This is a genomic window from Paractinoplanes aksuensis (assembly GCF_024137025.1).
GTDB classification, from domain to species: Bacteria; Actinomycetota; Actinomycetes; order Mycobacteriales; family Micromonosporaceae; genus Actinoplanes; species Actinoplanes aksuensis.
Genome location: NZ_JAMYJR010000040.1, coordinates 1 through 20697 on the forward strand (window position 1 = coordinate 1; position 20697 = coordinate 20697).

Genomic DNA, 20697 nt, shown 5'->3' on the forward strand with positions numbered 1-20697 from the left:
CCCCAGCCCCAGATCATCGTCGGGCCCTGGCCGGCGCCGATCGAGGTCTTGATCTTCTGCTTGTACGCGTCGTTCTGGTAGTACGTCTCGGCGATCTTGGCGTCCGGGTTGGCGTCGTTGAAGCGCTTGACCGACGCCTTGCGGACGGGCTCACCGGGCGGGCCGCTGAGCGACCAGTAGCTGGCGCCGCCACCGGCGCCGCCGCCGCTGGTGCTGCCGCCACCACTGGTGCTCGGGCCGTCGCTGCCACAGGCCGCGAGCGCCGCAGCGCCGGCCGCACCCGCGGCGAGGCCCATGAAGTTCCGCCGGGACAGAGGGTTATTGGTCACGCTGATCTCCGAACTCGAAAGCCCCGACGCCGCGTCGTCCGCGTCACAGGAGCTGTAACTTTCGCTCGACAACCGCAAATTAACACGAGGTTTCGTTAACGTAGGGTTTCGCCGTGATCATGTCAAGGGTCTTGCTGTGGTCGCGCTCCCATGGCAAGAGTGGACACCGTCCCGACCTGCTGAAGAGGCCCTGCTTAAGATCATCCGGCACCGGAAGAACCCGCTGTGCAAACACTGAAAGTTTCGGAACATCTGAGGAACAACTGAGGAGTGCGCCGTGACCCCAGAACCGGCACGCAAGCCATGGCAGGACCCGGCGCTACCCGTTGCCGAGCGCGTCGACGCTCTGCTCGCCGAGATGACCCTCGAAGAGAAGGTAGGCCAACTCGGCAGCCGCTGGGTCGGAAACGACATGCAAGCGGAAGAGCAGCACGACCCTGAGGAGACCCTCAACGTCGCGCCCATGCAGGACGTTTTCGCCGCATCGGGCACCATACCCCTCGATGAGGCCAGCCGGAACGGACTCGGGCATCTCACGCGTGTCTTCGGGAGCTACCCGCTCACCCCCTCCCAGGGCGCGGCCGAAGTGATTCGTCAGCAGCACATCGTCCTGGCCAACTCCCGCTTGAGCATTCCCGCCATCGTGCACGAGGAGTGCCTGACCGGGTTCACGACCTTCGGGGCCACGGTCTACCCGGCCGCCATCGCCTGGGGCGCCACCTTCGACCCGGAGCTGGTCGAGCGGATGGCCGCCGCGATCGGCCGCGACATGGCCGCCGTCGGCGTCCACCAGGGCCTGTCCCCCGTGCTGGACGTGGTGCGCGACTACCGCTGGGGCCGGGTCGAGGAGACCATCGGCGAGGATCCGTACCTGGTGGCCCTGCTCGGCGCCGGGTACGTGCGCGGGCTGCAGAGCGCCGGCGTGATCGCCACCCTCAAGCACTTCGCGGGCTACTCGGCCTCGCGCGGCGCGCGCAATCACGGCCCGGTGCCGATGGGCCGCCGCGAGCTGCTCGACGTCATCCTGCCCACCTTCGAGACGGCGATCCGCGAGGCCGGCGCCGGTTCGGTGATGAACTCCTACTCGGACATCGACGGCCTGCCCGCGGTGGCCGACCCGTGGCTGTTCACCGAGCTGCTGCGCGACCGGTGGGGCTTCACCGGCACGGTCGTCTCGGACTACTGGGCCGTGCCGTTCCTGGCCAGCACCCACCACGTCGCGACCGACATGGTCGACGCGGGCGTCCAGTCGCTGACCGCCGGCATCGACGTCGAACTGCCCGACACGCTGGGCTTCGGCCCCGGCCTGATCGGCCGGGTGCCCGAGGCGCTGATCGACCGGGCCGTCCGCCGGCTGCTGACCCAGAAGGTCGAGCTCGGCCTGCTCGACGCCGACTGGACGCCGGAGAAGTCGGTGGCGGACGCCGAGCAGGTCGACCTGGACTCGGCGGCGAACCGGGCGCTGGCCCGTGAGCTGGCCGAACGCTCCGTCGTTCTGCTCGACCCGGGCTCGGCCCTCCCGCTGGCCCCGGACGTACGGAAGGTGGCCGTGATCGGCCCGGCCGCGGCCGACCCCCGGACGTTCATGGGTTGTTACGCCTTCCCCAACCACGTGCTGCCACGCTATCCCGACGCCGGTCTGGGCATCGACGTGCCGACCGCCGTCGAAGCGCTCGGGTCTGCACTTAAGGGCAGCGAAATTGTGTACGAACAGGGCTGCGCGGTGATCGGCGGCGACAAGTCCGGGTTCGCGGCCGCCGTCGACGCCGCCCGCGACGCCGACGTGACCGTGGTGATGGTCGGCGACCTGGCCGGCCTGTTCGGGCACGGCACCTCGGGCGAGGGCTGCGACGCGGAAGACCTGACCCTGCCCGGCCTGCAGGCCGACCTGATCGAGGAGCTGCTGGCCACGGGGAAGCCGGTCGTGATCGTCGTGGTCTCCGGACGCCCGTACGCGCTGGGTGCCTTCGCCGGCCGCGCGGCCGGCCTGGTCCAGGCGTTCATGCCGGGCGAGGAGGGCGGCGCGGCCATCGCGGGCGTGCTCACCGGGCGGATCAACCCCGGGGCCAAGCTGCCGGTGCAGATCCCGCGCCACGCGGGCGGGCAGCCCGGCACGTACCTGCAGCCGGCGCTGGGCGCGGAGAACACCGGGGTCAGCAACCTCGACCCGGCCCCGCTGTTCCCGTTCGGCCACGGCCGCTCGTACACGTCGTTCGAACTCGACGATCTGCGCATCAGCGACGAGTCGGTGCCGGTCGACGGCGAGTTCACGGTGACCGTGCGGGTGCGCAACACCGGAGCGCGGGCCGGTGACGAGGTCGTGCAGCTCTACCTGAAGGACCTGGTGGCGCAGGTGACCCGCCCGGTGAAGCAGCTGACCGGGTTCGCCCGGGTGCCGCTCGAGGCGGGCGAGGCCAAGGACGTGACGTTCACCGTGCACGCCGACCGCACCGCCTTCACCGGCCGCGACTACTCGCGCGTGGTCGAGCCGGGCGAGCTCGACGTGCTGGTCGGCACCTCGGCCACCGACCTGCCCTGCACGGGCCGGGTCACGCTGACCGGCGAGCTGCGGGTGGTGGCCGACCGCGACCGCCACCTGATCACCCCGGTGACGGTCGAAAAGGCCTGACCGGCCCTGCGTGCCCTCCGCTCGCGTAGTCAGCACTGCGCCTGCGTGGACGGCACTCCGACTGCTTGGACGTCAATGCGCCTGGGTAGCCGGTCCTCCACCCGCGTAGCCGGCACTCCGGTCGCGTAGCCGGCACTCCGGTCGCGTAGCCGGCACTCCGCCTGTCCAGCCGGCCAGGAGCCGGGCCCTAGCCGGCCAGGAGCCGGGCCAATTCGGTCCGGCTCCGCACGCCGAGGCGGGCGAAGACGTTGCGCAGGTGATGATCGATCGTGCGGGGGCTCAGGTGCAGTTGCTGGGCCACCTCACGGTTGGTCGCGCCCTCGGCGACCAGGCCGGCGATCCTTTCCTGCTGGGCGGTCAGCGGGGCCGGGTCGACCGGCCCGATCCGCTCCCCCGCCGCCCGCAGTTCCCGGGCCGCCTGCTCGGCCCACGGCCCCGCGTCGAAGCGGTGGAAGCGTTCGACCGCCCGGCGCAGGTGATCGCGGGCCTCGGCCGGACGACGGCGCCGGCGCAGATGCCGCCCGTACAGAAGCTCGGTGTGGGCCCGGGCGAAGCCACCGTCGTCGTCGCGTTCGTGCCAGGCCAGCGCCTCGCGGAAGTAGTCGTCGGCGGCTTCGGCGTCGCTCAGCGCGCGGCACCGGCTGCGCAGGGCGAGCCAGCCCGGTTGTCCGGTGCGCGCGGCCCAGTCGTCGAAGGCGGCGCCACCCCCGCCCGACGCCTCGACCAGGTGCGGCGCGATGGCCACCCGCAGGGTCATCGATCCCGTACGGGCCATCCGCGCCAGCCGCTCGGCCGCCGACTCGGGCCGACCCGCGACCAGGTCGAGCAACGCCTCGGACCAGTCCCCGAGAGCGCCCGCCGCCGGCCGCTCGCGACTCGGCCCGGCGTCACCGCGGAAAGCGGCCAGCAGCCCGAGCAGGTCGCGATGCGCATCAGCCAGGTCGGGGCGGCCGGCGGTCCGGGCCACCGCGGCCCCGTCGAGCGCGGCTTCGGTCGCGGCGTCGTGCCGCCCGGCGGCGAGCTCGGCGAAGGCGGCCACTTCCAAGGCTTCGGGTACGAGGGGCGCGTTGCCGGTCTCACGGGCCAGCGTCACCGCCCGCCGGGCCAGGCGGGCCGCGCGCCGGTCCTGGCCGAGCAGGATGCCGGTGCCGGCGGCTCGGGTCAGCGCGGCCGGGTCGGTGGTGTGGTCGGCCAGGCGCAGCACTTCACGCAGGCGGGCGAACGCGACGCCGGGGTCGCCGGTCATGAGGTCGGCCAGGCCCACCACTTGGTGCAAGGCCATCTCGGTGTCGGGGCGGCCGTCTCGGCAGCGGGTCGCGGCCAGCCGGGCCAGGCGCGGGTAGCGTCCGGGCTCACCGGTGCGACCGCAAGCTTCACCGGCCACCAGCAGCGCGTCGACGGCCCCCGCAGGGTCATTCGACATCAACTCGTCGGCCACGTCGAGCAGGGTCTCGCGGGCCTCGGCCGGGGCGCCGCGCAGACGCATCTCGGCGATGAGGCCGCGGGCGCGGGCGTTGACGGTGGCGCTCCCCCGCAGCCTGGACGCGCGACGCAGCAGGGGGCGGGCGTCGTGGGGCCGACCGGCGGCCATCGCCGAGCGGGCCGCCTGCAGCAGCGCCCGCGCCTGCTCGGCCGGGTCGCTGCAAAGGTCGGCGGCACATCGCTGCGCCTCGAACGCGGCCGCCGCCGACGCATCCTCGGCGGCACCAAGCAGGTCGGCAGCCAGAACGTCATCCGGCGCCGCGGCGACGGCGGCCCGATGGAGCAGAGCGGCCAACGTGCGGCCGCGTTCGCTCAAAACCTGAGCGAGCGCAAGGTGCGCCGCCCGGCGACGACCGATCGGTTCCTCGTCGTACGCGATCAGCCCCAGCACGGACGGGCAGAAACGCACCCCGTCGGCGTCGGCATCGATCAGCCCCGCCCGCTCAGCCGGCCCGAAATCGTCCAGACTCGGCCCGTCTCCGCGCAAACGCTCGCCCCCGTCACCCGGAAACGCGCACCTTTTGTCGACAACGTTCATCAACCGCTCATGCTCGGCACCACCAACGAGCGAACGCTCAAGTCCACGCGCAGACGAGCACTCACTCCCATCAGCAGCAAGCAAACGCTCAGGCTCAGGCTCAGGCTCAGACGAGGCCGGCGAGCGCTCACGTTCGTCAGCGGCGAGCGACCGCTCAGGTCCGGCGGCGGATAGGCACCTACTTCCGCCAGCGGTCAGCAGACTCTTGAACTCGCGGGCAGCCGGGCGCTCACTTTCATCCGCGGCCGACACCCGCTCAGGGCCGTACACGGGCGGGCGGTCGTCTTCGTCAGGGGCTGTCGAATGCTCCGTCTCGCGGGTGGGTGAGCACCCACTTACGTCAGCGGCAAGTGAACCCGCGCGTCCGGGGGTGGGTGAGTGCTTATTTTCGACGGGGGTTAGTGAATGCTCACTTCGACCGTCACGTCGGGGATCGCTGCCAGCGCGAGGTGCCCGCGCGGCGGCGAGCAATGCGGACGGGTGTGTGCGAGGGGCGGCGGCGGCCAGCAGGAGCAGGTGGCGGGTCGGCTCGGGCAGGGTGGCCAGGGTGGCGCGGAAGCGCAGGCGGAGCGGGCTGTTCGGGGGCAGCGTCACCGGCAACGGGGTGAGGCCTCGGGCCTGCTGCGGCGTCAGGGCAGCGGCCAGTTCGGTCAGCGTGGCGGGGTGGCCCTCGGCCAATGCCACCAGCGCGGACGCCACCTCGGCGGTCGCGTCGGGGGCGTGGCGCCGGATCAGGGCGTGGCTCGCCTCGTCGTCGAGGAGCGGCAGGGGGCAGACCGGGAGGTCGGCCGCGGCGGATGCGGATGCCACCGTGGCCAGAATCGCGACCGGGAGTTCGTCCACGCGGCGGGCGAGCAGCCGGATCTGCTGCCACGACTGTGGGTCGAGTTTGTCGGCGTCGTCGAGCAGGCACAACACCGGGCCGTTGGCGGCGGCCTCGCGCAGCAGCGTGCGCAGGCTCAGGGCCAGCGTCAGCGGGGCGCATCCGCCGATCGCGACATCACCGCCATCGCCCGGACCGCCGGCCCCGGGCTCATGGCCGGCCACGAGCGAGGCGAGCGGTTCGCGCCGGCAAAGGTGGGCGAGCGGGGCGATCAACCGCTGGAGACCGGCGCCCGGCAGCAACGACTCGTCGGCGAGTCCGGGGGCGGCCAAGATCGTCCACCCGGCTGTCCCCCAGCCGTCCACATGCGCGGGGTTGTCCGTTTCGGCGCGCGACTGCGTCATGCGAACTGACGTCACACCACCGGACGATTCAGCGCTTCCAGCACGCAGCCCCGGGGCCTCCGCCATCGACGCAGCCGTACTCGTTGACTCCCGGCGCGGCTCCACAGCTCCGATCGACGCCGCCGCGCTGAGCCGTATGGTTCGACCGGAACCTACGCCTCCGGCCGACGCCACCGCTCCGCTCGACTGCGCGATTCGATCGGAGCCCACCCCGTCGGCCGGCGCCACCGCCTCGCCCGACCGCATAGATCGGCCGAGACCCAGGCTGCCTACCGCCGCTGCCCCGCCCAATTGCCCGGATCGGCCGGAGACCATGCTTTCGGTCAGCGCCACTGCCTCGCTGAGCTGCGTGGATCGGCCGGAGCCCAGGCTGCCGGTCAGGACCAGGGCGCCGCCGTGGCCTCGGCGGGCGGACGTCAGGAGTTCTTGCACTTGCTGTGCAACTTCCATGTCGCGAGTTTGTCCGGGCCGGCCGCGGGCGGGAAGACATCGACGGTTACTTTTCGGTAGGTGAAATTTCGGGGGTGTTAACGACCGGTTTCGGATGGCTGGTGGTTTCGCCGATGCGCACCGGGTGCGGCCACGCAAACACTGACCGCCATCAATTCCCTATCCCCGGGAGCGTGTCAGGTGCAGCAGCTTCGCAAACTTCGCCGGCTGGTCGTCGCGGTGGCGGCGGCGTCCGTTCTGGCCGTCGGGCTGGGCACGGCGCCGGCCCAGGCCGCCGACAACCCGTACGAAAGAGGGCCCGACCCGACGGTGGCCGCGCTCGATGCCAGCCGAGGGCCGTTCGCGGTCGGGACCGAGAATGTGTCTTCGCTGGTCAGCGGGTTCGGTGGTGGCACGATCTACTATCCGACCAGCACTTCTTCGGGCACGTTCGGTGCGGTGGCGATCTCGCCCGGCTTCACCGCCACCTGGTCGAGTCTGGCCTGGCTCGGGCCGCGCATCGCGTCGCACGGGTTCGTGGTGATCGGCATCGAGACCAACACGCTGCTCGACCAGCCGTCCTCGCGCGGGTCGCAGTTGCTGGCGGCGCTCGACTATCTGACCCGGTCGAGTTCGGTGCGGTCGCGCATCGACACGACCCGCCTGGCTGTGGCCGGGCACTCGATGGGTGGCGGCGGCAGCCTGGAGGCCGCCCGCACCCGGCCCTCGTTGCAGGCCGCCGTGCCGCTGGCGCCCTGGAACACCACCAAGACATGGTCGACGCTGCGGGTGCCGACGCTGATCATCGGCGGCGAGAGCGACACCGTCGCCCCGGTCAGCTCGCACTCGATCCCCTTCTACAACAGCATCCCGTCGGCCTCGGAGAAGGCGTATCTCGAGCTGAACAACGCGAGCCACTTCTTCCCGCAGTCGGTCAACACGTTCACCGGCCGGCTCGCGGTGGCCTGGCTGAAGCGCTTCGTCGACAACGACACCCGCTACGACCAGTTCATCTGCCCGGGCCCGTCCAGCGTCTCGGTCTCGGACTACCGAAACACCTGCCCGCTCACCTGAGCCAGCACAGATCGGGGGCTGGCGTGCGCCGCACGCCAGCCCTCAGCCCATGTCTCAGGGGCATCGACCCGCGGCACACGCCAGCGTCTCAGGTTGCACCGGAGCCGGGATGGGCGTGCAGCACTCGCCGGCCCTCAAGCCGCGTACCTGAAGCAACTACGACAGCGCCACGCTGTGGGCACGAAGGGCAAGGGCAGGACGTTGGCGTCCGGAGCCGACGTCCTCGACCACTTCGACGACGGTCGGCAGCGAACGGGTGGCCTGGCCGGCAAACGTCTCGACCCGTCGCCCGAACGGTGCGCCTGCGGCGCATGTCTGCCCGTGAGTCCATGCCCCAGAGGCATCGAGCCGCGGCACACGCCAGCCTCTCGGTGCGTACCGGAAAGGGGTTGATGTGCGGCGGGCCTCAGCTGCCGGGGCCGGAAGAGGAGTTGAACTTCGGTGCGCGCCAACTCCCGGAAGCGGGTTTGAAGACGGCGCGTGCCAGCCGTTCGGGGCCGGACGCGGGGTTGATCTGTGGTAGGTGTCAGCTTCTTGGGGCGTACATGATGATGGCTACGCCGACCAGGCATATGGCGGCGCCGATGAGGTCGTAGCGGTCGGGGCGGAACTTGTCGACGAGCATGGCCCAGGCCAGGGAGCCGGCTACGAACACGCCGCCGTAGGCGGCCAGGATGCGGCCGAAGTTGGCGTCGGGCTGCAGGGTGGCGACGAAGCCGTACGCGCCGAGGGCGATCACCCCGGCGCCGATCCACAGCAGGCCCTTGTGTTCGCGCACGCCCTGCCAGATCAGCCAGGCGCCGCCGATCTCGGCTACCGCGGCGAGCACGAACAGCAGGACAGAGCGTAGGACGAGCATCTCTAGATCTTGGCAGCGTGGATTCGCTCGATGCTTCCGGCCTTCAGTCGCTCGCTCTCGACGATCTGAAATCCGGCCGCCACGACCGTGTCGCGCTGGCGTCTTGTGAAGTGCTCGCCGGCGGTCGCGATCGTGAGGCGTTCCAGCAGCCACTGCGCGGCCCGGATCGGCGGCCATGAGCTGCCGATGTGGTCGACGAGCAGTAACCGACCGCCGGGAACCAGCACCCGGTGCATCTCGGCCACCGCAGTGCGCGGGTCTGGGATCGTACATAGGGAAAGCGCACATACGACGGTGTCGAAACTGCCTTCGGCGTACGGCAGATGTTCCGCATCGCCCTCGCGCAGGTCGGCCGCCCGGCCGAGTTCGGCCGCGCGCTGCCGGGCCTGGGCCAGCATGACCGGGCTCAGCTCGATGCCGCTGATCGTCGTGCCGGCCCCGTAGAACGGCAGGTTGCGCCCGGTGCCGACGGCCACGTCGAGCACCCGGCCCTGGGCCCGGGCGCCGATCCACTCGCGGGCGCCGGTGAACCAGACGCGTTCCAGGAACACGATCTGCCGGTCGTAGGCGGGGGCGGCCTTGTCCCAGACCTGGCGCGCCTTGTCGGTCGCACTCATGGGGCCGAGCGTACTTACCGGATCGGGATCGTGGTGGTCACCGTGGCCTGGTCGATCTCGGACGTGCGCAGGGTCAGTGACAGCTGCCAGTCGCCGGGGAACGGGAACGTCAGGTTGCCCAGGCCCTGGTTCTCCAGGATGGAGGCGACCTCGTTCTCGATCGGCTCGATCCCCTTCTCGGGCAGGGCCAGCGTCGCCCGCCACTCGACCACCTTGAGCGGCTTGCCCTCGGGCGTGTAGACGAACGCGTGGATCGTGTTGTACTCGCCCACGCCGGCCGGGAAGACCTCGAACTGCACCGAGTAGAGCTTGCTGTTCAGCGTGGTCACGAAACCCCGGGCCTTGGCCGCGGCCACCGCTTCGACGTCCACCGCCCGGCCGGGGTTGGTCTGCACGAGTACGGCCGTGGCCGCCAGCACCAGGGCCGTGATCCCGACCTCGGCCGCAGTGACCTTGCGCAGCCGGTTCGGACTGGCCACAGCCGTGCCACGCAGCACGAGCCGGCGCGACCAGGCCGCCACTCCCAGCACGACGACCAGCAGCCCGGTCTTGATCAGCAGCAGCCGCCCGTAGTCGGAGTTGAGCAGCGCGTCGACGCTGCCGGTCTGCACCACGGCCTGCAGCACACCGGCCGCGACCAGCCAGTACACGGAGAAGGCGGCCCATTTCGACCACGACGGCAGGATCAGCCGTAGCTGCCGGGTGTCAGCCCGGCGCAGCACGACGGCGGTCAGCACAACCAAGCCGCCGAGCCATACCGCCATGCCGGCCAGATGCGCCGTATCCGCCCCGACCAGCAGCCAGGCGAAGGGTGAAGCCGCCGGATGACCGGTCAACGGCCAGGTCGCGAGGATCGCCACGACCAGAATTACGAGTACGGCGGTCGGGCCGCGCCCGGCGTGCCGGCGCACCCGCGGCACGAGCCAGGCGGCCACGCCCAGCAGCGCCAGCCGCACCATCAGGATGATGCCGAACGACGTGGTCAGCACCTGGCCCAGCTCACCGGCGGAGACGTCGAACGGGCCCGCGCCCGACGAGGCCGGCGCCTGCAGCCAGATCGCGACCACAGTGCTCGCCGCGACCACGCCCAGGCCGGCGCGGGCCATCGTGACCAGGGAGCGGCGCTGGAACCACAACGCGAGGAAGAGCACCGGGCCCATGGCGAGCGTCAGACCGCCGTACCCAAAGAATTTGGCAGTGGCTGTTGCCGTCTGGACCGCAGGATGGACGCCCTCGTCGGGCGCGGTCGGCGCGCTGGCCGAGGGAGCGCCGACCGAGAAGGTGAAGGCGCCCGAGATGGGGTGGCTGTCGGCCGAGACGATGCGATAGCTCACCAGGTACGTGCCGAGGGGGCGGTCGGCCGGGCGCAGCTTGATCGTCATGCCGTTCTGCAGCGGCACCGGGTCGCCGACGTTGACCCGCTTGCCGTCGGGGCCGATGACCTGGGTGCGGCCGGGGATGACCTGGATCGCCTCGTTGAACCGCAGCTCGACCTGGTCGGGCGCGACCTTGACGACCGAGCCCTGCTGCGGCACGGCCACGGTGAGGATCGCGTGCGCGCTCGCCGGTTGCGCGGGCCAGCCCAGCGCCGAGACGATCACGGCCAGGCCGGTCGCGAGCAGCCAGGACACGAGCCGTCGGTGCCAAACGTTCCCCACGGACCTCGGTACGGAAAGTGACGGCCAGCGGTTCATAGCCGCCCATGGTGCCTTGCCGCTCCCGGAGCCCGGACGCTGGCCTACCCTGGTCGCCATGCCGGGCCACCACCATCACAGTTTTGCCAGCTCCCCGGGGGCCCGCCGGCTGACCCTGTGGTTCCTGATCCCGGCGGCCGTGCTCACCGCGATCGGCCTGCTGCTGCTGTGGCCGAGCCAGTCGCTGCCCGGGGCCAAGGACGCCGAGGGCCTGATCCGCGTCACCGGCGAAGTACGCACAGTCACACCGGTTCCCTGCGCCGAGGTCCCCACCGGAGATCCCGCGCCCGAGGGCACGTGCGGGACCGTCACTGTACGACTGTCGGACGGTCAGACGGTCGAGGCCGAGATCCCGAACGGGCCGGGCGCGGTCGAGGTGGCCCCCGGCGACGACATCGTGCTGCTGCGGCTGCTCGACGGGGAGGGCGGCCAGAGCCAGAGCTACTCGATCGTCGACCACCAGCGCGGCGCCGAACTGTGGATGCTCGGGGCGGCGTTCGCGCTGGCCGTGATCGCGTTCGGGCGCTGGCGGGGGCTGACCGCGCTGGCCGGGCTCGGGCTCACGTTCGTCGTGCTGTTGCTGTTCGTGGTGCCGGCCATCCTCGACGGCAAGTCACCGGTGCTGGTGGCCGTGGTCGGCGCGGCCGCGATCATGCTGACCGTGCTGTACCTGACGCACGGGTTCTCGATGACCACGACGATCGCGGTCGCGGGCACGCTGGCCAGCCTGACCATCACGGCACTGCTGTCGGCGGCGGCCACCGCGGGCACCCACCTGAACGGGGTCGCGGACGAGACGGCCAACTTCCTCAGCATCACCGAGGGTGAGATCAACATGCGCGGCCTGCTACTGGCGGGCATCGTGATCGGGTCGCTGGGCGTGCTCGACGACGTCACCGTGACCCAGTCGGCGACCGTGGCCGAACTGGCCCAGGCCAACCCGGCGTACGGGTTCCGGCAGCTCTACGGGGCGGCCACGCGCATCGGGCGGGCTCACATCGCGTCGGTCATCAATACGATCGTGCTCGCGTACGCCGGGGCCTCGTTGCCGTTGATGTTGCTGTTCGCGGCGGGCGAGACGCCCGTGGGTGAGCTGCTCACGGGGCAGCTGGTCGCGCAGGAGCTGGTGCGCAGCGCGGTCGGCACCATCGGGCTGATCACGGCTGTGCCGATCACCACGGCTCTGGCCGCGTACGCCGCATCTCGTACTCCCAAGCCGGCTCGGACGGCAAGGCCGGCGCCGCCCCCGGAAGACCGCTGGGCCGCCTTCGCCGACCGCCAGGACTCGTAGTCGGACGGCCTGATCGCCGCCGGACACCGCGCGCTGGCCCGCTCGGTTTATGCTGCCGCGGATGAGTGTGAAGCGTGGGCGGCCGCCCGGAATGATGGACGTCGCCCGGCTGGCCGGCGTGTCGCACCAGACCGTGTCGCGGGTGCTCAACGAGCACCCCAACGTGAGCGAACCGACCCGCCTCAAGGTGCGGGCGGCCATCGCGGAACTGGGCTACCGCCCCGACCGGGCCGCTCGCGCGCTGGTCACCGGCACGTCCAAGGTGATCGGCGTGGTCGCCCAGAACTCCTCGTTGTACGGGCCGGCGTCGATGCTGACCGCGTTCGAGGAAGCGGCCCAGGCGACCGGTTTCGCGGTCAACGTGGGCAGCGTCCGCAACCTCGACGAGCAATCCATCGCCGAAGCCGTCGAACGCCACCTTGATCAGCGCGTGGCCGGCCTGGTCGTGATCGCGCCCGTCGCCTCGGCCGCACCGGCCCTGGCCAAACTGCCCGGTGACGTTCCGCTGGTCACCATCGACGGCGACCCCGAGCACTCGTCGTCGCTGGTCACGGTCGACCAGTACGCCGGGGCCAAGGCGGCCACCGAACACCTGCTAGGGCTGGGGCACCGCACGGTCTGGCACATCTCGGGCCCGGCCGACTGGTTCGACGCGGCCGGGCGCGTCCAGGGGTGGGAGGCCGCGCTGCGCGAGGCCGGCCGCGAGGTGCCGCCCCTGCTGACCGGCGACTGGAGCGCGGCGTCGGGCTACCGCAACGGCCAGCTGCTGGCTCGCCTGCCGGATGCGACGGCGGTCTTCGCGGCCAACGACCACATCGCCCTCGGCCTGCTGAGGGCCCTGAACGAACACGGCCGCCGGGTGCCGGCCGACGTCAGCGTGGTCGGTTTCGACGACGTTCCCGAGGCGGCCTTCTACACCCCACCCCTGACCACCATCCGCCCCGACTTCGACGCGGCCGCCACCGCCGGCCTCGAGCTGCTGCTGGCCCAGATCGAGTCGGGCACGACCGAGAACGCACGCCGCATCATCGCCCCTACCTTGGTGGAGCGCGAAAGCGTCGCCCCGCCCTCGTAACACCGCCGCTGGGTTCGTGTTGCTGTGGTGGCACTCGCGTCGCTGCCGCCTCGGTCGCGTCGGTCGCGTCGCTGCCGCCTCGATCGCGTCGCTGCCGCCTCGATCGCGTCGCTGCCGCCTCGATCGCGTCGCTGCTGCGGCGGTCGCGGAAAGCGTCGGACCCCCGGCGTAGTCTCTGTCAGGTGCCGCGCCCAGCCCCGCTCCTGCTCGTCCTCGATGGCAACAGCCTGCTTCATCGCGCCTACCACGCGGGCGCCGGTGACGGCTGGGTCGACGACGACGGCAACCCGATCTGGGCCTTGCGCGGCCTCTTCGGCTACATGGCCCGGGCCGCCGCCCACCTGCGCCCCGACGCCATAGTGGTCGGCTTCGACTGCCCCGTCGACTCCGCCCGCCGCACCGACTACCCGCCCTACAAGTCCCACCGCCCCGACAAGGCCGAAGACCTGACGGCCCAGCTCCTGGCCGCTCCCGCCCTGCTCCGCGACGCCGGCGTCTGCGTGGTGGTTCCCCCCGCGTACGAGGCCGACGACGTCCTGGCCAGCGCCGCCGCCACCGCCCGCACCGCCGGCTGGCACTCCGTCCTGATGACCAGCGACCGCGACGCCTTCGCCCTGATCGACGACTCCACCACGGTCCTGCGGGTCCGCAACGGCGGCTTCGACGAGGCAGTACTGATCGACGCGGCCGCCCTGCCCGCCCTCTACGGCGTGCACCCCTGGCAATACCGCGACTTCGCCGCCCTGCGCGGCGACCCTTCGGACAACCTCCATGGCGTACGCCGCTTCGGCGCCACGACAGCGGCCAAGTTGCTCACCGCCTTCGGCACCCTCGAAGCAGCTTGGGCGGCCGGCACGACGCTGGTCCGCGACGCGGTGGGCGCCCACGCCGCCACCTGCTTCACCGCCCCCGACGCCCGAGACATCGTCACCCGCAACCGCCGCCTGATGAGCATGCGCGACGACCTGCCCATCCCCGACCTCTCCGGCGCCCGGCTCCCCCTCAGCATGGCCGTGATGCGCCGCGCCCTACGAGCCCGAGGCATCAACCTGGGCCCATCTCTGTGGGCTCTGACCGGCGGCGATCCCCCCACCGCCCCCGACGCCGACCCCACTCCCGAGTTCCGCCCCTGGACCTTCCGCGGCAGCCTGACCGCCCGCCGAGAACCCACCCCGGGCCAGCTCTCCCTTTTCTAGCCCCGCCTCAGCCGACCACGCAAGCGATACCTCACCCCGCCCCGTCCGAGCGTCGACCACGCAAGCCATACCTCACCCCGCCCCGTCCGAGCGTCGACCACGCAAGCCATACCTCACCCCGTCCGAGCGTCGACCACGTGCCCCGGCTCCGCCCACCTGAGCCTCGACCACAGCCCAGCGGCCGACGCACTCCCGCCCGGCCTGTCGACTCGGGCGTTTCGCCACGCCAAATCGTTTCTGTTCCTGCTCACTCCGAACAGGTCGCCAAACCATCCAGCGCCGTGCGCGGCAAGTGACCCGGACCACCATCTCAATCAATGGATTTGACAGACGTGGGCTGTTATGAAGCTGCACTCAAGATTCTTTGTTTTGGCATCATCCATCACTGACATCGAGGGATGGACGACTGGAAGAATATCCGCATGACACAGCTTTCTTTGTTCAGCCGGGCACAGTTGGCCGACATGCGTGATCCCACCAGGGCGCGTAATTACTCCCCCGACGGCGAAGCTTTTCGCCGCGACCACGAACGGCGTCGCAACCACGGAAAAGCGCAACGCCACGCCCGGCGTATATACGAGCAGTTCCAGCGATCATGCCCCGAACCGTCAGCCGTTCCACTGAGCCCTCCAACTCCCCGGCGACCACGCGCCACACCAACACGGGGTGCTCCCTGACGGCGTGTCGACACGCGAATCACATAGGCCAAGACCACTTCCGGGCCGGGCCCGGTCGACCTCCTGGACTCCGAGGACGTCCAACCTCGCGACGCGCTGATGCTCGGCACCGCTGTCGCGGCCCAAACTCGACTTCTTGATCGCGCCCTCCTACCGAAAGACGCCAGCCGCCACGTATACGCCGCGCCGCCATCACGTGCACCGTGACACCCGCCTCACATGGTGAGGAGTCCTCGTTCGACGCCGCAGTCGTCGTTGTATGCAACACCGGCGGCCGACAGAGCTGCAGGAACAGGACGGCTACGCCATTGTCCACCTGACCTGCGTTGATTTCGGCGACGGTTACCTTCGGCGCGTGGTGGCAGACGGCGCTTTGGGGGCTGGTGGTCGCGCGCCAAGAATCCGCCCGATCGCAGCAACCGAACAGGCAGCAGTCCTCCTGATCCCTTCTCGCTGCGGGAAACGCGGCCACCACTCAGCGCGTCTCGACGTGATGAGGAGGCGCCTGAGGTTCGCGCCGCCCCGGGGAGGCTTGAGTGCGACGCAACTTCGCGGGCCAGCACCGCGTAGCGCACACCCATGGGAACGCGGAAGCTTGATCGCGACCCGACCTCGCAGGCCAGCACCGCCTCGCGCACACCCATGAGAACGAACGCGGAAGCTTGAGTGCAACCCGACTTCGCAGGCCAGCGCCGCGTAGCGCACACCCAAGGGAATTCGTTACGACAACGCATGCCAGCCATCAATCGAGATGGTGATGAACTCGGCTTCAAGAATTGATCGCCCATTCTCCCGCATGGCGAGGAGGGCTTTGCAAAAATGCATTGCTTCCGCCAGTCGGGCAGAACACTGCCGGGCCGGAACCCAAGGATGCGGCCCGCCGGAATCGACACTAGTTGAGTCATCCGAAATCGCGATTCAACGGCGTAGGCGCCACCTAATTATCGACGACACCAACCGCGCAGCTGTCACGACGAGCGCCGACAAACACCGCACTCGAGGTTTCCGTGCGCCTGGTTGGCGAGCGGCGTCGATCCACCCGCGGTGGTGCCGGGATGGCCTCGAAGGTCCCCCGGAAGACAATCCAGTGAGGGTCCTGACGACGCGGACGGCTGGCTGGTCCCAACCTGAGCCACCGCCCTACTCGGCGTGCCGTTTCAGGTGCGGCACCGGCGTCGACCCGCGTGCTGCGGGCCATCGGGGCTGATCAACCGGGTGTTGCTGGGGACGAACCGGATCGCCTCGTTGAAGCGCAGTTCGGCACGTCGCGACCATCAGGACTCGCCGCGAGCCAGCGACTCCATCCCACTTGAACGCACGCTACTCGTGCGCCGGGACTCGCCGCGAGCAAGCGACACGATCCCACCGCACGCTCCTCGTACGCCACGCCGCGGACGGCACACGCCACGCCGCGGACGGCACACGCCACGCCGCGGACGGCACACGCCACGCCGCGGACGGCACACGCCACGCCGTGGGCGGGACACGCCGCGCCGTGGGCGGGACTCGGGTTCCCGCGCCAAGGCTGCGGGCTCATCTGAATTACCGTGATGCCCCTCGATGCCGAGGCGACCTGTGCGCTCTTGACCTGCACTAACTTGTTCTGGACGCGCTGGGGTGGCGGTCGGTGGGGTGGAGCTGTCGGAAGTTGGTCTTTGTTGCCGGCCGTCCGGATGTAGTGATGCAGCGAACTCCTAGTTGCCATCTGCTGTTCAATTGCCAAGACTTCGCAACAGCGGTAGGTATTGCTTGCTGCCTATGAGGAGGGCCCATGGAGACGACGGCGATGCACATCGCCAATGGGATCGTGGACGGGCCGGTGTCGGCGGTGTTCGCGGTTCTGGCTGTTGCTGCGCTGGCTTTCTGCGTGCGGAAGGCCCGTAACGACCTCGACGAGCGCCTCGCCCCCATGGCCGGCCTGGTCGCGGCGTTCATTTTTGCCGTGCAGATGTTGAACTTCCAGGTGTTGCCGGGGGTCTCGGGGCATTTGCTGGGCGGGGCCCTCGCGGTCATCCTGGTCGGGCCGTGGGTGGGGGCGCTGTGCGTCTCGACCGTGCTGATCGTGCAGTGTCTGCTCTTCGCCGACGGGGGTCTCACCGCGCTCGGCCTCAACATCACCAACATGGCCCTGCTCGGCACCGCCGCCGGATACCTGCTGGTGGCCGGTCTGCTGCGGATCCTGCCTCGCAACGCCAAAGGCCTCGGCGTGACCGCTTTCATCGCCTCCGTCGTGTCGGTCGTGGTGGCCTCGCAGGGCTTTGTGCTCGAGTACGCGCTGGGCGGCACCACCGACCTGTCGCTGCCCTGGATCTCGGGCACGATGGCCGGCGTCCACGCGCTGATCGGCATCGGCGAGGGCCTGATCGCGGCCACCACCGTCGCCACCGTGGCCAAGGTCCGGCCCGACCTGGTCTACGCGCTGCGCCGCTTCCGCAGGCCGACCGAGCTGAAGCTGAACGCATGAGCAAGCCACTGCGCCGCTTCCGTGAGTCGGCCGAGCCGAACATGGAACGCACGAGCACGCGACCGCGCCGCTTCCACAAGCCGACCGAGCTGGACGTGGAACGCAGAAGCAACCAACTGCGCCGCTTACGCAAGCCGGCCGAGCTGGCGGTGGACGCATTGGGCAAGCGACTACACCGCTTCCGTGAGCCGGCCGAGCCGAACATGGAACGCATGAGCGAGCGACTGCACCGCTTCCGTTTGCCGACTGGACCGACCGAGCTGAAGGTGAACGCATGAGCAAGCGACTGGGCTGGTTCCTGGCCGGCGGCCTGCTGGTGGCGCTGCTGCTGGCCGGCGTGGTGAGCAACTTCGCGTCGTCGAGCCCGGACGGGCTGGACGCCACCGCCCGTGCGGGCTGCACGTTCAACGCCGACGACGAGATCACCGGCGGCACGTGCATGCTGCAGCAGGAACGCGCGCACCAGCTGGAGGATTCGCCGCTGGCCGACTACGGCATCCGCGGCATCGAGAACAGCTTCGTGTCGACGCTTCTGGCCGGCACGGCCGGCGTGCTGATCACGTTCGGCGTCGGGGCCGGCCTGTTCTGGGTGGCCCGCCGCCGGCAGGACGCCTGAGGTGGGCGCCGGGCACGCCCATCCGCTGCATCTGGACAGGGTGAGCCCGGTGCACAACCTCGCGCCCGAGGTCAAGATCGCGGCGGTCCTGCTCTTCACGATCATCGTCGTCATTACGCCGCGTACGGAATTCTGGGCCTTCGGCGGTTACGCCGTGCTCCTGGCCGTGGTCGCGGGGGTGGCGCGGGTGCCCGCCCTGTGGCTGGCCAAGCGGGCCACCATCGAGTTGCCGTTCGTGCTCCTGGCCGTCGCCCTGCCCTTCGCCGGCCGGGGCGAGCGCGTCGACTGGCTCGGCCTGTCGCTCTCGATCGACGGCCTGCACGGCGCGTGGAACATCTTCGCCAAAGGCACCCTGGGCGTCCTGGCCTCGCTGTTGCTGGCCGCCACGACCACCATGCGCGACCTGATCCTAGGACTGGACCGCCTGCGCTGCCCCACCGTGTTCACCCAGATCGCCACGTTCATGCTGCGCTACCTGGACGTGCTGGCCGACGACGCCCGCCGCATGCGGATCGCCCGCCTGGCCCGCGGCTACGACCCACGCTTCCTGTGGCAGGTGAAGGCATTCGCCGTGAGCATCGGAGCGCTGTTCCTACGCGCCTACGAGCGGGGCGAGCGCGTCTACCTGGCCATGGTGTCCCGGGGGTACGCGGGCCGCCTGCCCCAGCCCGAGGCCGGCCCCGCACCCGTCGGGCAGTGGCTGGCCGCGGCCGCGCTACCGATCGCCACCGCGAGCATCGCCCTGACCGCCGTCCTGGGATCATGAGTCCCATGAGCGGCCCCACCACCCCGGCCCTGCATGTGGCCGGGCTGCACTTCGCGTACCCGGACGGCACCCCGGTGCTGCACGGCGTCGACCTCACCCTGGCCCCCGGCGAACGGGTCGCCCTGCTCGGCCCGAACGGCGCCGGCAAGACCACGCTCGCCCTGCACCTCAACGGCATCCTGCACGGCGGCCCCGGCACGATCGAGGTCGCCGGAGCCCGGGTCGACCCGTCCGACCGCGCCGCGCTCGCCGAGATCCGCCGCCGCGTCGGCATCGTGTTCCAGGACCCGGACGACCAGCTCTTCATGCCCACGGTGGCCGAGGACGTGGCCTTCGGCCCGCACAATCTCGGCGTACGCGGGAAGGAATTGCAGTCCCGGGTCGACGAGGCCCTGGCCGCGGTCGGGATGAGCGAGCACCGCGACCAGATCCCCCACCACCTGTCGTTCGGCCAGCGCCGAAGGGTCGCCGTGGCCACCGTGCTGGCCATGCGCCCCGAGATCCTGGTGCTCGACGAGCCGTCGTCCAACCTCGACCCGGCCAGCCGCCGCGAGCTGGCCGAGATCCTCGATCCGTTGCCGGTAACCGTCCTGATGGTCACGCACGATCTGCCGTACGCGCTGCAACTCTGCCCGCGGGCCGTGATCCTCGACGCCGGCCGCATCGTGGCCGACGCCCCCACCGCCGACGTGCTCACCGACGACGCCCTGCTGCGGGCCCACCGCCTCGAGCTGCCCTTCGGCTTCGACCCGGCCGCGGCCGCCCGGTGATCCGCCCGATCGCCCTGGCCGTCCCCCGTCGCGGCGACGACATCCTGGTCTTCGAGGCCCACGACGGGTCGTTCTTCCGCCCGCTGGGCGGCGGCATCGAGTTCGGCGAGACCGCCGAGGCCGCCCTGCGCCGCGAGATGCGCGAGGAGCTGGCGGTCGACGTCGAGGACGTGCGCTGCCTGGGCGTCCTGGAGAACCTGTTCCACGCCTGTGGCCGCGACGGCCACGAAATCGTGTTCGTCTTCGACTGCCGCTTGAGCGATCCGGCCGTTTATGACCGCGACGTCGTCGGCGAGGTCCTCGACGATCCCGGCACGCGTGTGCTGTGGCATCCGCTGGACAGCTTCACGGCCGACGCCCCGCTCTATCCGGCCGGCCTGGCCGACCTGCTGACGCGGTGAACCTGCCCGGCGAGGACGAGATCCGGGCGCTGCACCGGCGGTTCGCCCCCGATGACGAAGCGTTCGAGCTCGTCTGGACGCATTGCCGGATCGTGCGGGACCTCGCCGAGCAACTCCGGACGACCGAGGACCCGGATCTCGTACGGGCCGGGGCCCTGCTGCATGACATCGGCGTTCACCGACTCGCGCCCGGGGAGTCGTACATAAGGCACGGTCTTCTCGGCCGGGAATTGCTGCGCGGCCTGGGCCTGCCGGAGTCGCTTGCACGCGTCTGCGCTCATCACACCGGGGTCGGGCTCACGCGTGACGACATCGTGGCGCAGAACCTGCCGTTGCCGCCCGCGGACTACCTGGCCGAGACCCCCGAGGAAACCCTGGTCATGTACGCCGACAAGTTTCACAGCAAGACGACGCCGCCGCGTTTCAACACCCCTTCGGCGTACGCTGCTTCGCTCGTTCGTTTCGGGCCGGGCAAAGTGGCGATTTTCGAAGACCTGGTCGCGCGGTACGGCCCACCCGAGCTGAATGACCTGGCCGAGCGTTACGGTCATGCGGTTCACTGA

At 70.5% G+C, this 20697-nt stretch carries 18 protein-coding genes; 13 read left to right on the plus strand and 5 right to left on the minus strand.

What is annotated here, in order from left to right; translation table 11 throughout:
* Positions 1–329 (minus strand): twin-arginine translocation signal domain-containing protein (locus tag M1L60_RS34960; RefSeq protein ID WP_253241832.1); only part of this gene is annotated, 329 nt, incomplete at its 3' end.
* Positions 330–606: 277 nt separating this feature from the next.
* Between M1L60_RS34960 and M1L60_RS34965 the strand changes: the two genes are divergently transcribed.
* Complete coding sequence (locus tag M1L60_RS34965) at positions 607–2958, plus strand: glycoside hydrolase family 3 N-terminal domain-containing protein (protein WP_253241833.1); 2352 nt, start codon at positions 607–609, stop codon at positions 2956–2958.
* A 187-nt stretch (positions 2959–3145) separates the two neighbouring features.
* Here the strand turns inward: M1L60_RS34965 and M1L60_RS34970 are convergent, their stop codons facing one another.
* Positions 3146–4978, minus strand: a complete 1833-nt coding sequence (locus M1L60_RS34970) for a helix-turn-helix domain-containing protein (RefSeq protein ID WP_253241834.1) — start codon at positions 4976–4978, stop codon at positions 3146–3148.
* A gap of 405 nt (positions 4979–5383) precedes the next feature.
* Here M1L60_RS34970 and M1L60_RS34975 point away from each other — a divergent pair, with 405 nt between their 5' ends.
* Together M1L60_RS34975 and M1L60_RS34980 are read left to right on the plus strand one after the other, a co-directional pair.
* Entirely contained in the window at positions 5384–6214 is an 831-nt protein-coding gene (locus M1L60_RS34975; protein ID WP_253241835.1) for a hypothetical protein, read from the plus strand.
* Between the two features lie 621 nt (positions 6215–6835).
* The gene (locus M1L60_RS34980) at positions 6836–7708 is read left to right on the plus strand and encodes an alpha/beta hydrolase family protein (protein ID WP_253241836.1); all 873 of its coding nucleotides are present in this window, start codon (positions 6836–6838) and stop codon (positions 7706–7708) included.
* Between the two features lie 526 nt (positions 7709–8234).
* On the opposite strand, the gene M1L60_RS34985 is transcribed toward M1L60_RS34980, so the two are convergent.
* Genes M1L60_RS34985 through M1L60_RS34995 form a run of 3 tightly spaced genes read right to left on the minus strand, consistent with a single transcriptional unit; the run spans position 8235 to position 10815 of the window.
* Positions 8235–8567 carry a YnfA family protein gene (locus tag M1L60_RS34985; protein ID WP_253241837.1) on the minus strand — a complete coding sequence of 111 codons (333 nt, stop codon included), beginning with the start codon at positions 8565–8567 and terminating at the stop codon, positions 8235–8237.
* A 2-nt stretch (positions 8568–8569) separates the two neighbouring features.
* The gene (locus M1L60_RS34990; RefSeq protein ID WP_253241838.1) at positions 8570–9184 is read right to left on the minus strand and encodes a class I SAM-dependent methyltransferase; all 615 of its coding nucleotides are present in this window, start codon (positions 9182–9184) and stop codon (positions 8570–8572) included.
* A gap of 14 nt (positions 9185–9198) precedes the next feature.
* Positions 9199–10815: a copper resistance CopC/CopD family protein gene (locus M1L60_RS34995; protein ID WP_253241839.1), complete on the minus strand. Its 1617-nt coding sequence runs from the start codon at positions 10813–10815 to the stop codon at positions 9199–9201.
* 121 nt (positions 10816–10936) lie between these two features.
* On the opposite strand from M1L60_RS34995, the gene M1L60_RS35000 reads away from it, so the two are divergent.
* From M1L60_RS35000 to M1L60_RS35045, 10 genes are all read left to right on the plus strand, one after another.
* The gene (locus M1L60_RS35000; RefSeq protein WP_253241840.1) at positions 10937–12169 is read left to right on the plus strand and encodes a YibE/F family protein; all 1233 of its coding nucleotides are present in this window, start codon (positions 10937–10939) and stop codon (positions 12167–12169) included.
* Positions 12170–12230: 61 nt separating this feature from the next.
* Positions 12231–13244 carry a LacI family DNA-binding transcriptional regulator gene (locus tag M1L60_RS35005; protein ID WP_438862187.1) on the plus strand — a complete coding sequence of 338 codons (1014 nt, stop codon included), beginning with the start codon at positions 12231–12233 and terminating at the stop codon, positions 13242–13244.
* Positions 13245–13426: 182 nt separating this feature from the next.
* Positions 13427–14440 (plus strand): 5'-3' exonuclease, encoded by a 1014-nt coding sequence (locus M1L60_RS35010; RefSeq protein WP_253241841.1) that lies wholly within the window; start codon positions 13427–13429, stop codon positions 14438–14440.
* 2448 nt (positions 14441–16888) lie between these two features.
* Positions 16889–17581 (plus strand): energy-coupling factor ABC transporter permease, encoded by a 693-nt coding sequence (locus M1L60_RS35015; protein ID WP_253241842.1) that lies wholly within the window; start codon positions 16889–16891, stop codon positions 17579–17581.
* Entirely contained in the window at positions 17578–17859 is a 282-nt protein-coding gene (locus M1L60_RS35020) for a hypothetical protein (RefSeq protein ID WP_253241843.1), read from the plus strand. The genes M1L60_RS35015 and M1L60_RS35020 overlap by 4 nt, the downstream gene beginning before the upstream one ends.
* A complete protein-coding gene (locus tag M1L60_RS35025) occupies positions 17856–18197 on the plus strand; it encodes a PDGLE domain-containing protein (RefSeq protein ID WP_253241844.1) in 342 nt (113 codons plus the stop codon). The genes M1L60_RS35020 and M1L60_RS35025 overlap by 4 nt, the downstream gene beginning before the upstream one ends.
* Position 18198: 1 nt before the next feature.
* On the plus strand, positions 18199–18963 hold the full coding sequence (gene cbiQ, locus M1L60_RS35030; RefSeq protein WP_253241845.1) for a cobalt ECF transporter T component CbiQ: 765 nt from the start codon (positions 18199–18201) through the stop codon (positions 18961–18963).
* Between the two features lie 5 nt (positions 18964–18968).
* On the plus strand, positions 18969–19733 hold the full coding sequence (locus M1L60_RS35035; protein WP_253241846.1) for an energy-coupling factor ABC transporter ATP-binding protein: 765 nt from the start codon (positions 18969–18971) through the stop codon (positions 19731–19733).
* Entirely contained in the window at positions 19730–20134 is a 405-nt protein-coding gene (locus M1L60_RS35040) for an NUDIX hydrolase (RefSeq protein ID WP_253241847.1), read from the plus strand. Before M1L60_RS35035 ends, M1L60_RS35040 begins: the two co-directional genes overlap by 4 nt.
* Positions 20131–20697 carry an HD domain-containing protein gene (locus M1L60_RS35045; RefSeq protein WP_253241848.1) on the plus strand — a complete coding sequence of 189 codons (567 nt, stop codon included), beginning with the start codon at positions 20131–20133 and terminating at the stop codon, positions 20695–20697. The genes M1L60_RS35040 and M1L60_RS35045 overlap by 4 nt, the downstream gene beginning before the upstream one ends.

Coding starts and splice junctions, on each gene's coding strand:
- M1L60_RS34975 (WP_253241835.1), top strand. CDS start 5,384: ATGCTCACTTCGACCGTCACGTCGGGGATCGCTGCCAGCGCGAGGTGC.
- M1L60_RS35005 (WP_438862187.1), top strand. CDS start 12,231: ATGAGTGTGAAGCGTGGGCGGCCGCCCGGAATGATGGACGTCGCCCGG.
- M1L60_RS35020 (WP_253241843.1), top strand. CDS start 17,578: ATGAGCAAGCCACTGCGCCGCTTCCGTGAGTCGGCCGAGCCGAACATG.
- M1L60_RS35025 (WP_253241844.1), top strand. CDS start 17,856: ATGAGCAAGCGACTGGGCTGGTTCCTGGCCGGCGGCCTGCTGGTGGCG.
- M1L60_RS35035 (WP_253241846.1), top strand. CDS start 18,969: ATGAGCGGCCCCACCACCCCGGCCCTGCATGTGGCCGGGCTGCACTTC.
- M1L60_RS35015 (WP_253241842.1), top strand. CDS start 16,889: ATGGAGACGACGGCGATGCACATCGCCAATGGGATCGTGGACGGGCCG.
- M1L60_RS34990 (WP_253241838.1), bottom strand. CDS start 9,184: ATGAGTGCGACCGACAAGGCGCGCCAGGTCTGGGACAAGGCCGCCCCC.
- M1L60_RS34985 (WP_253241837.1), bottom strand. CDS start 8,567: ATGCTCGTCCTACGCTCTGTCCTGCTGTTCGTGCTCGCCGCGGTAGCC.
- M1L60_RS35000 (WP_253241840.1), top strand. CDS start 10,937: ATGCCGGGCCACCACCATCACAGTTTTGCCAGCTCCCCGGGGGCCCGC.
- M1L60_RS34970 (WP_253241834.1), bottom strand. CDS start 4,978: ATGAACGTTGTCGACAAAAGGTGCGCGTTTCCGGGTGACGGGGGCGAG.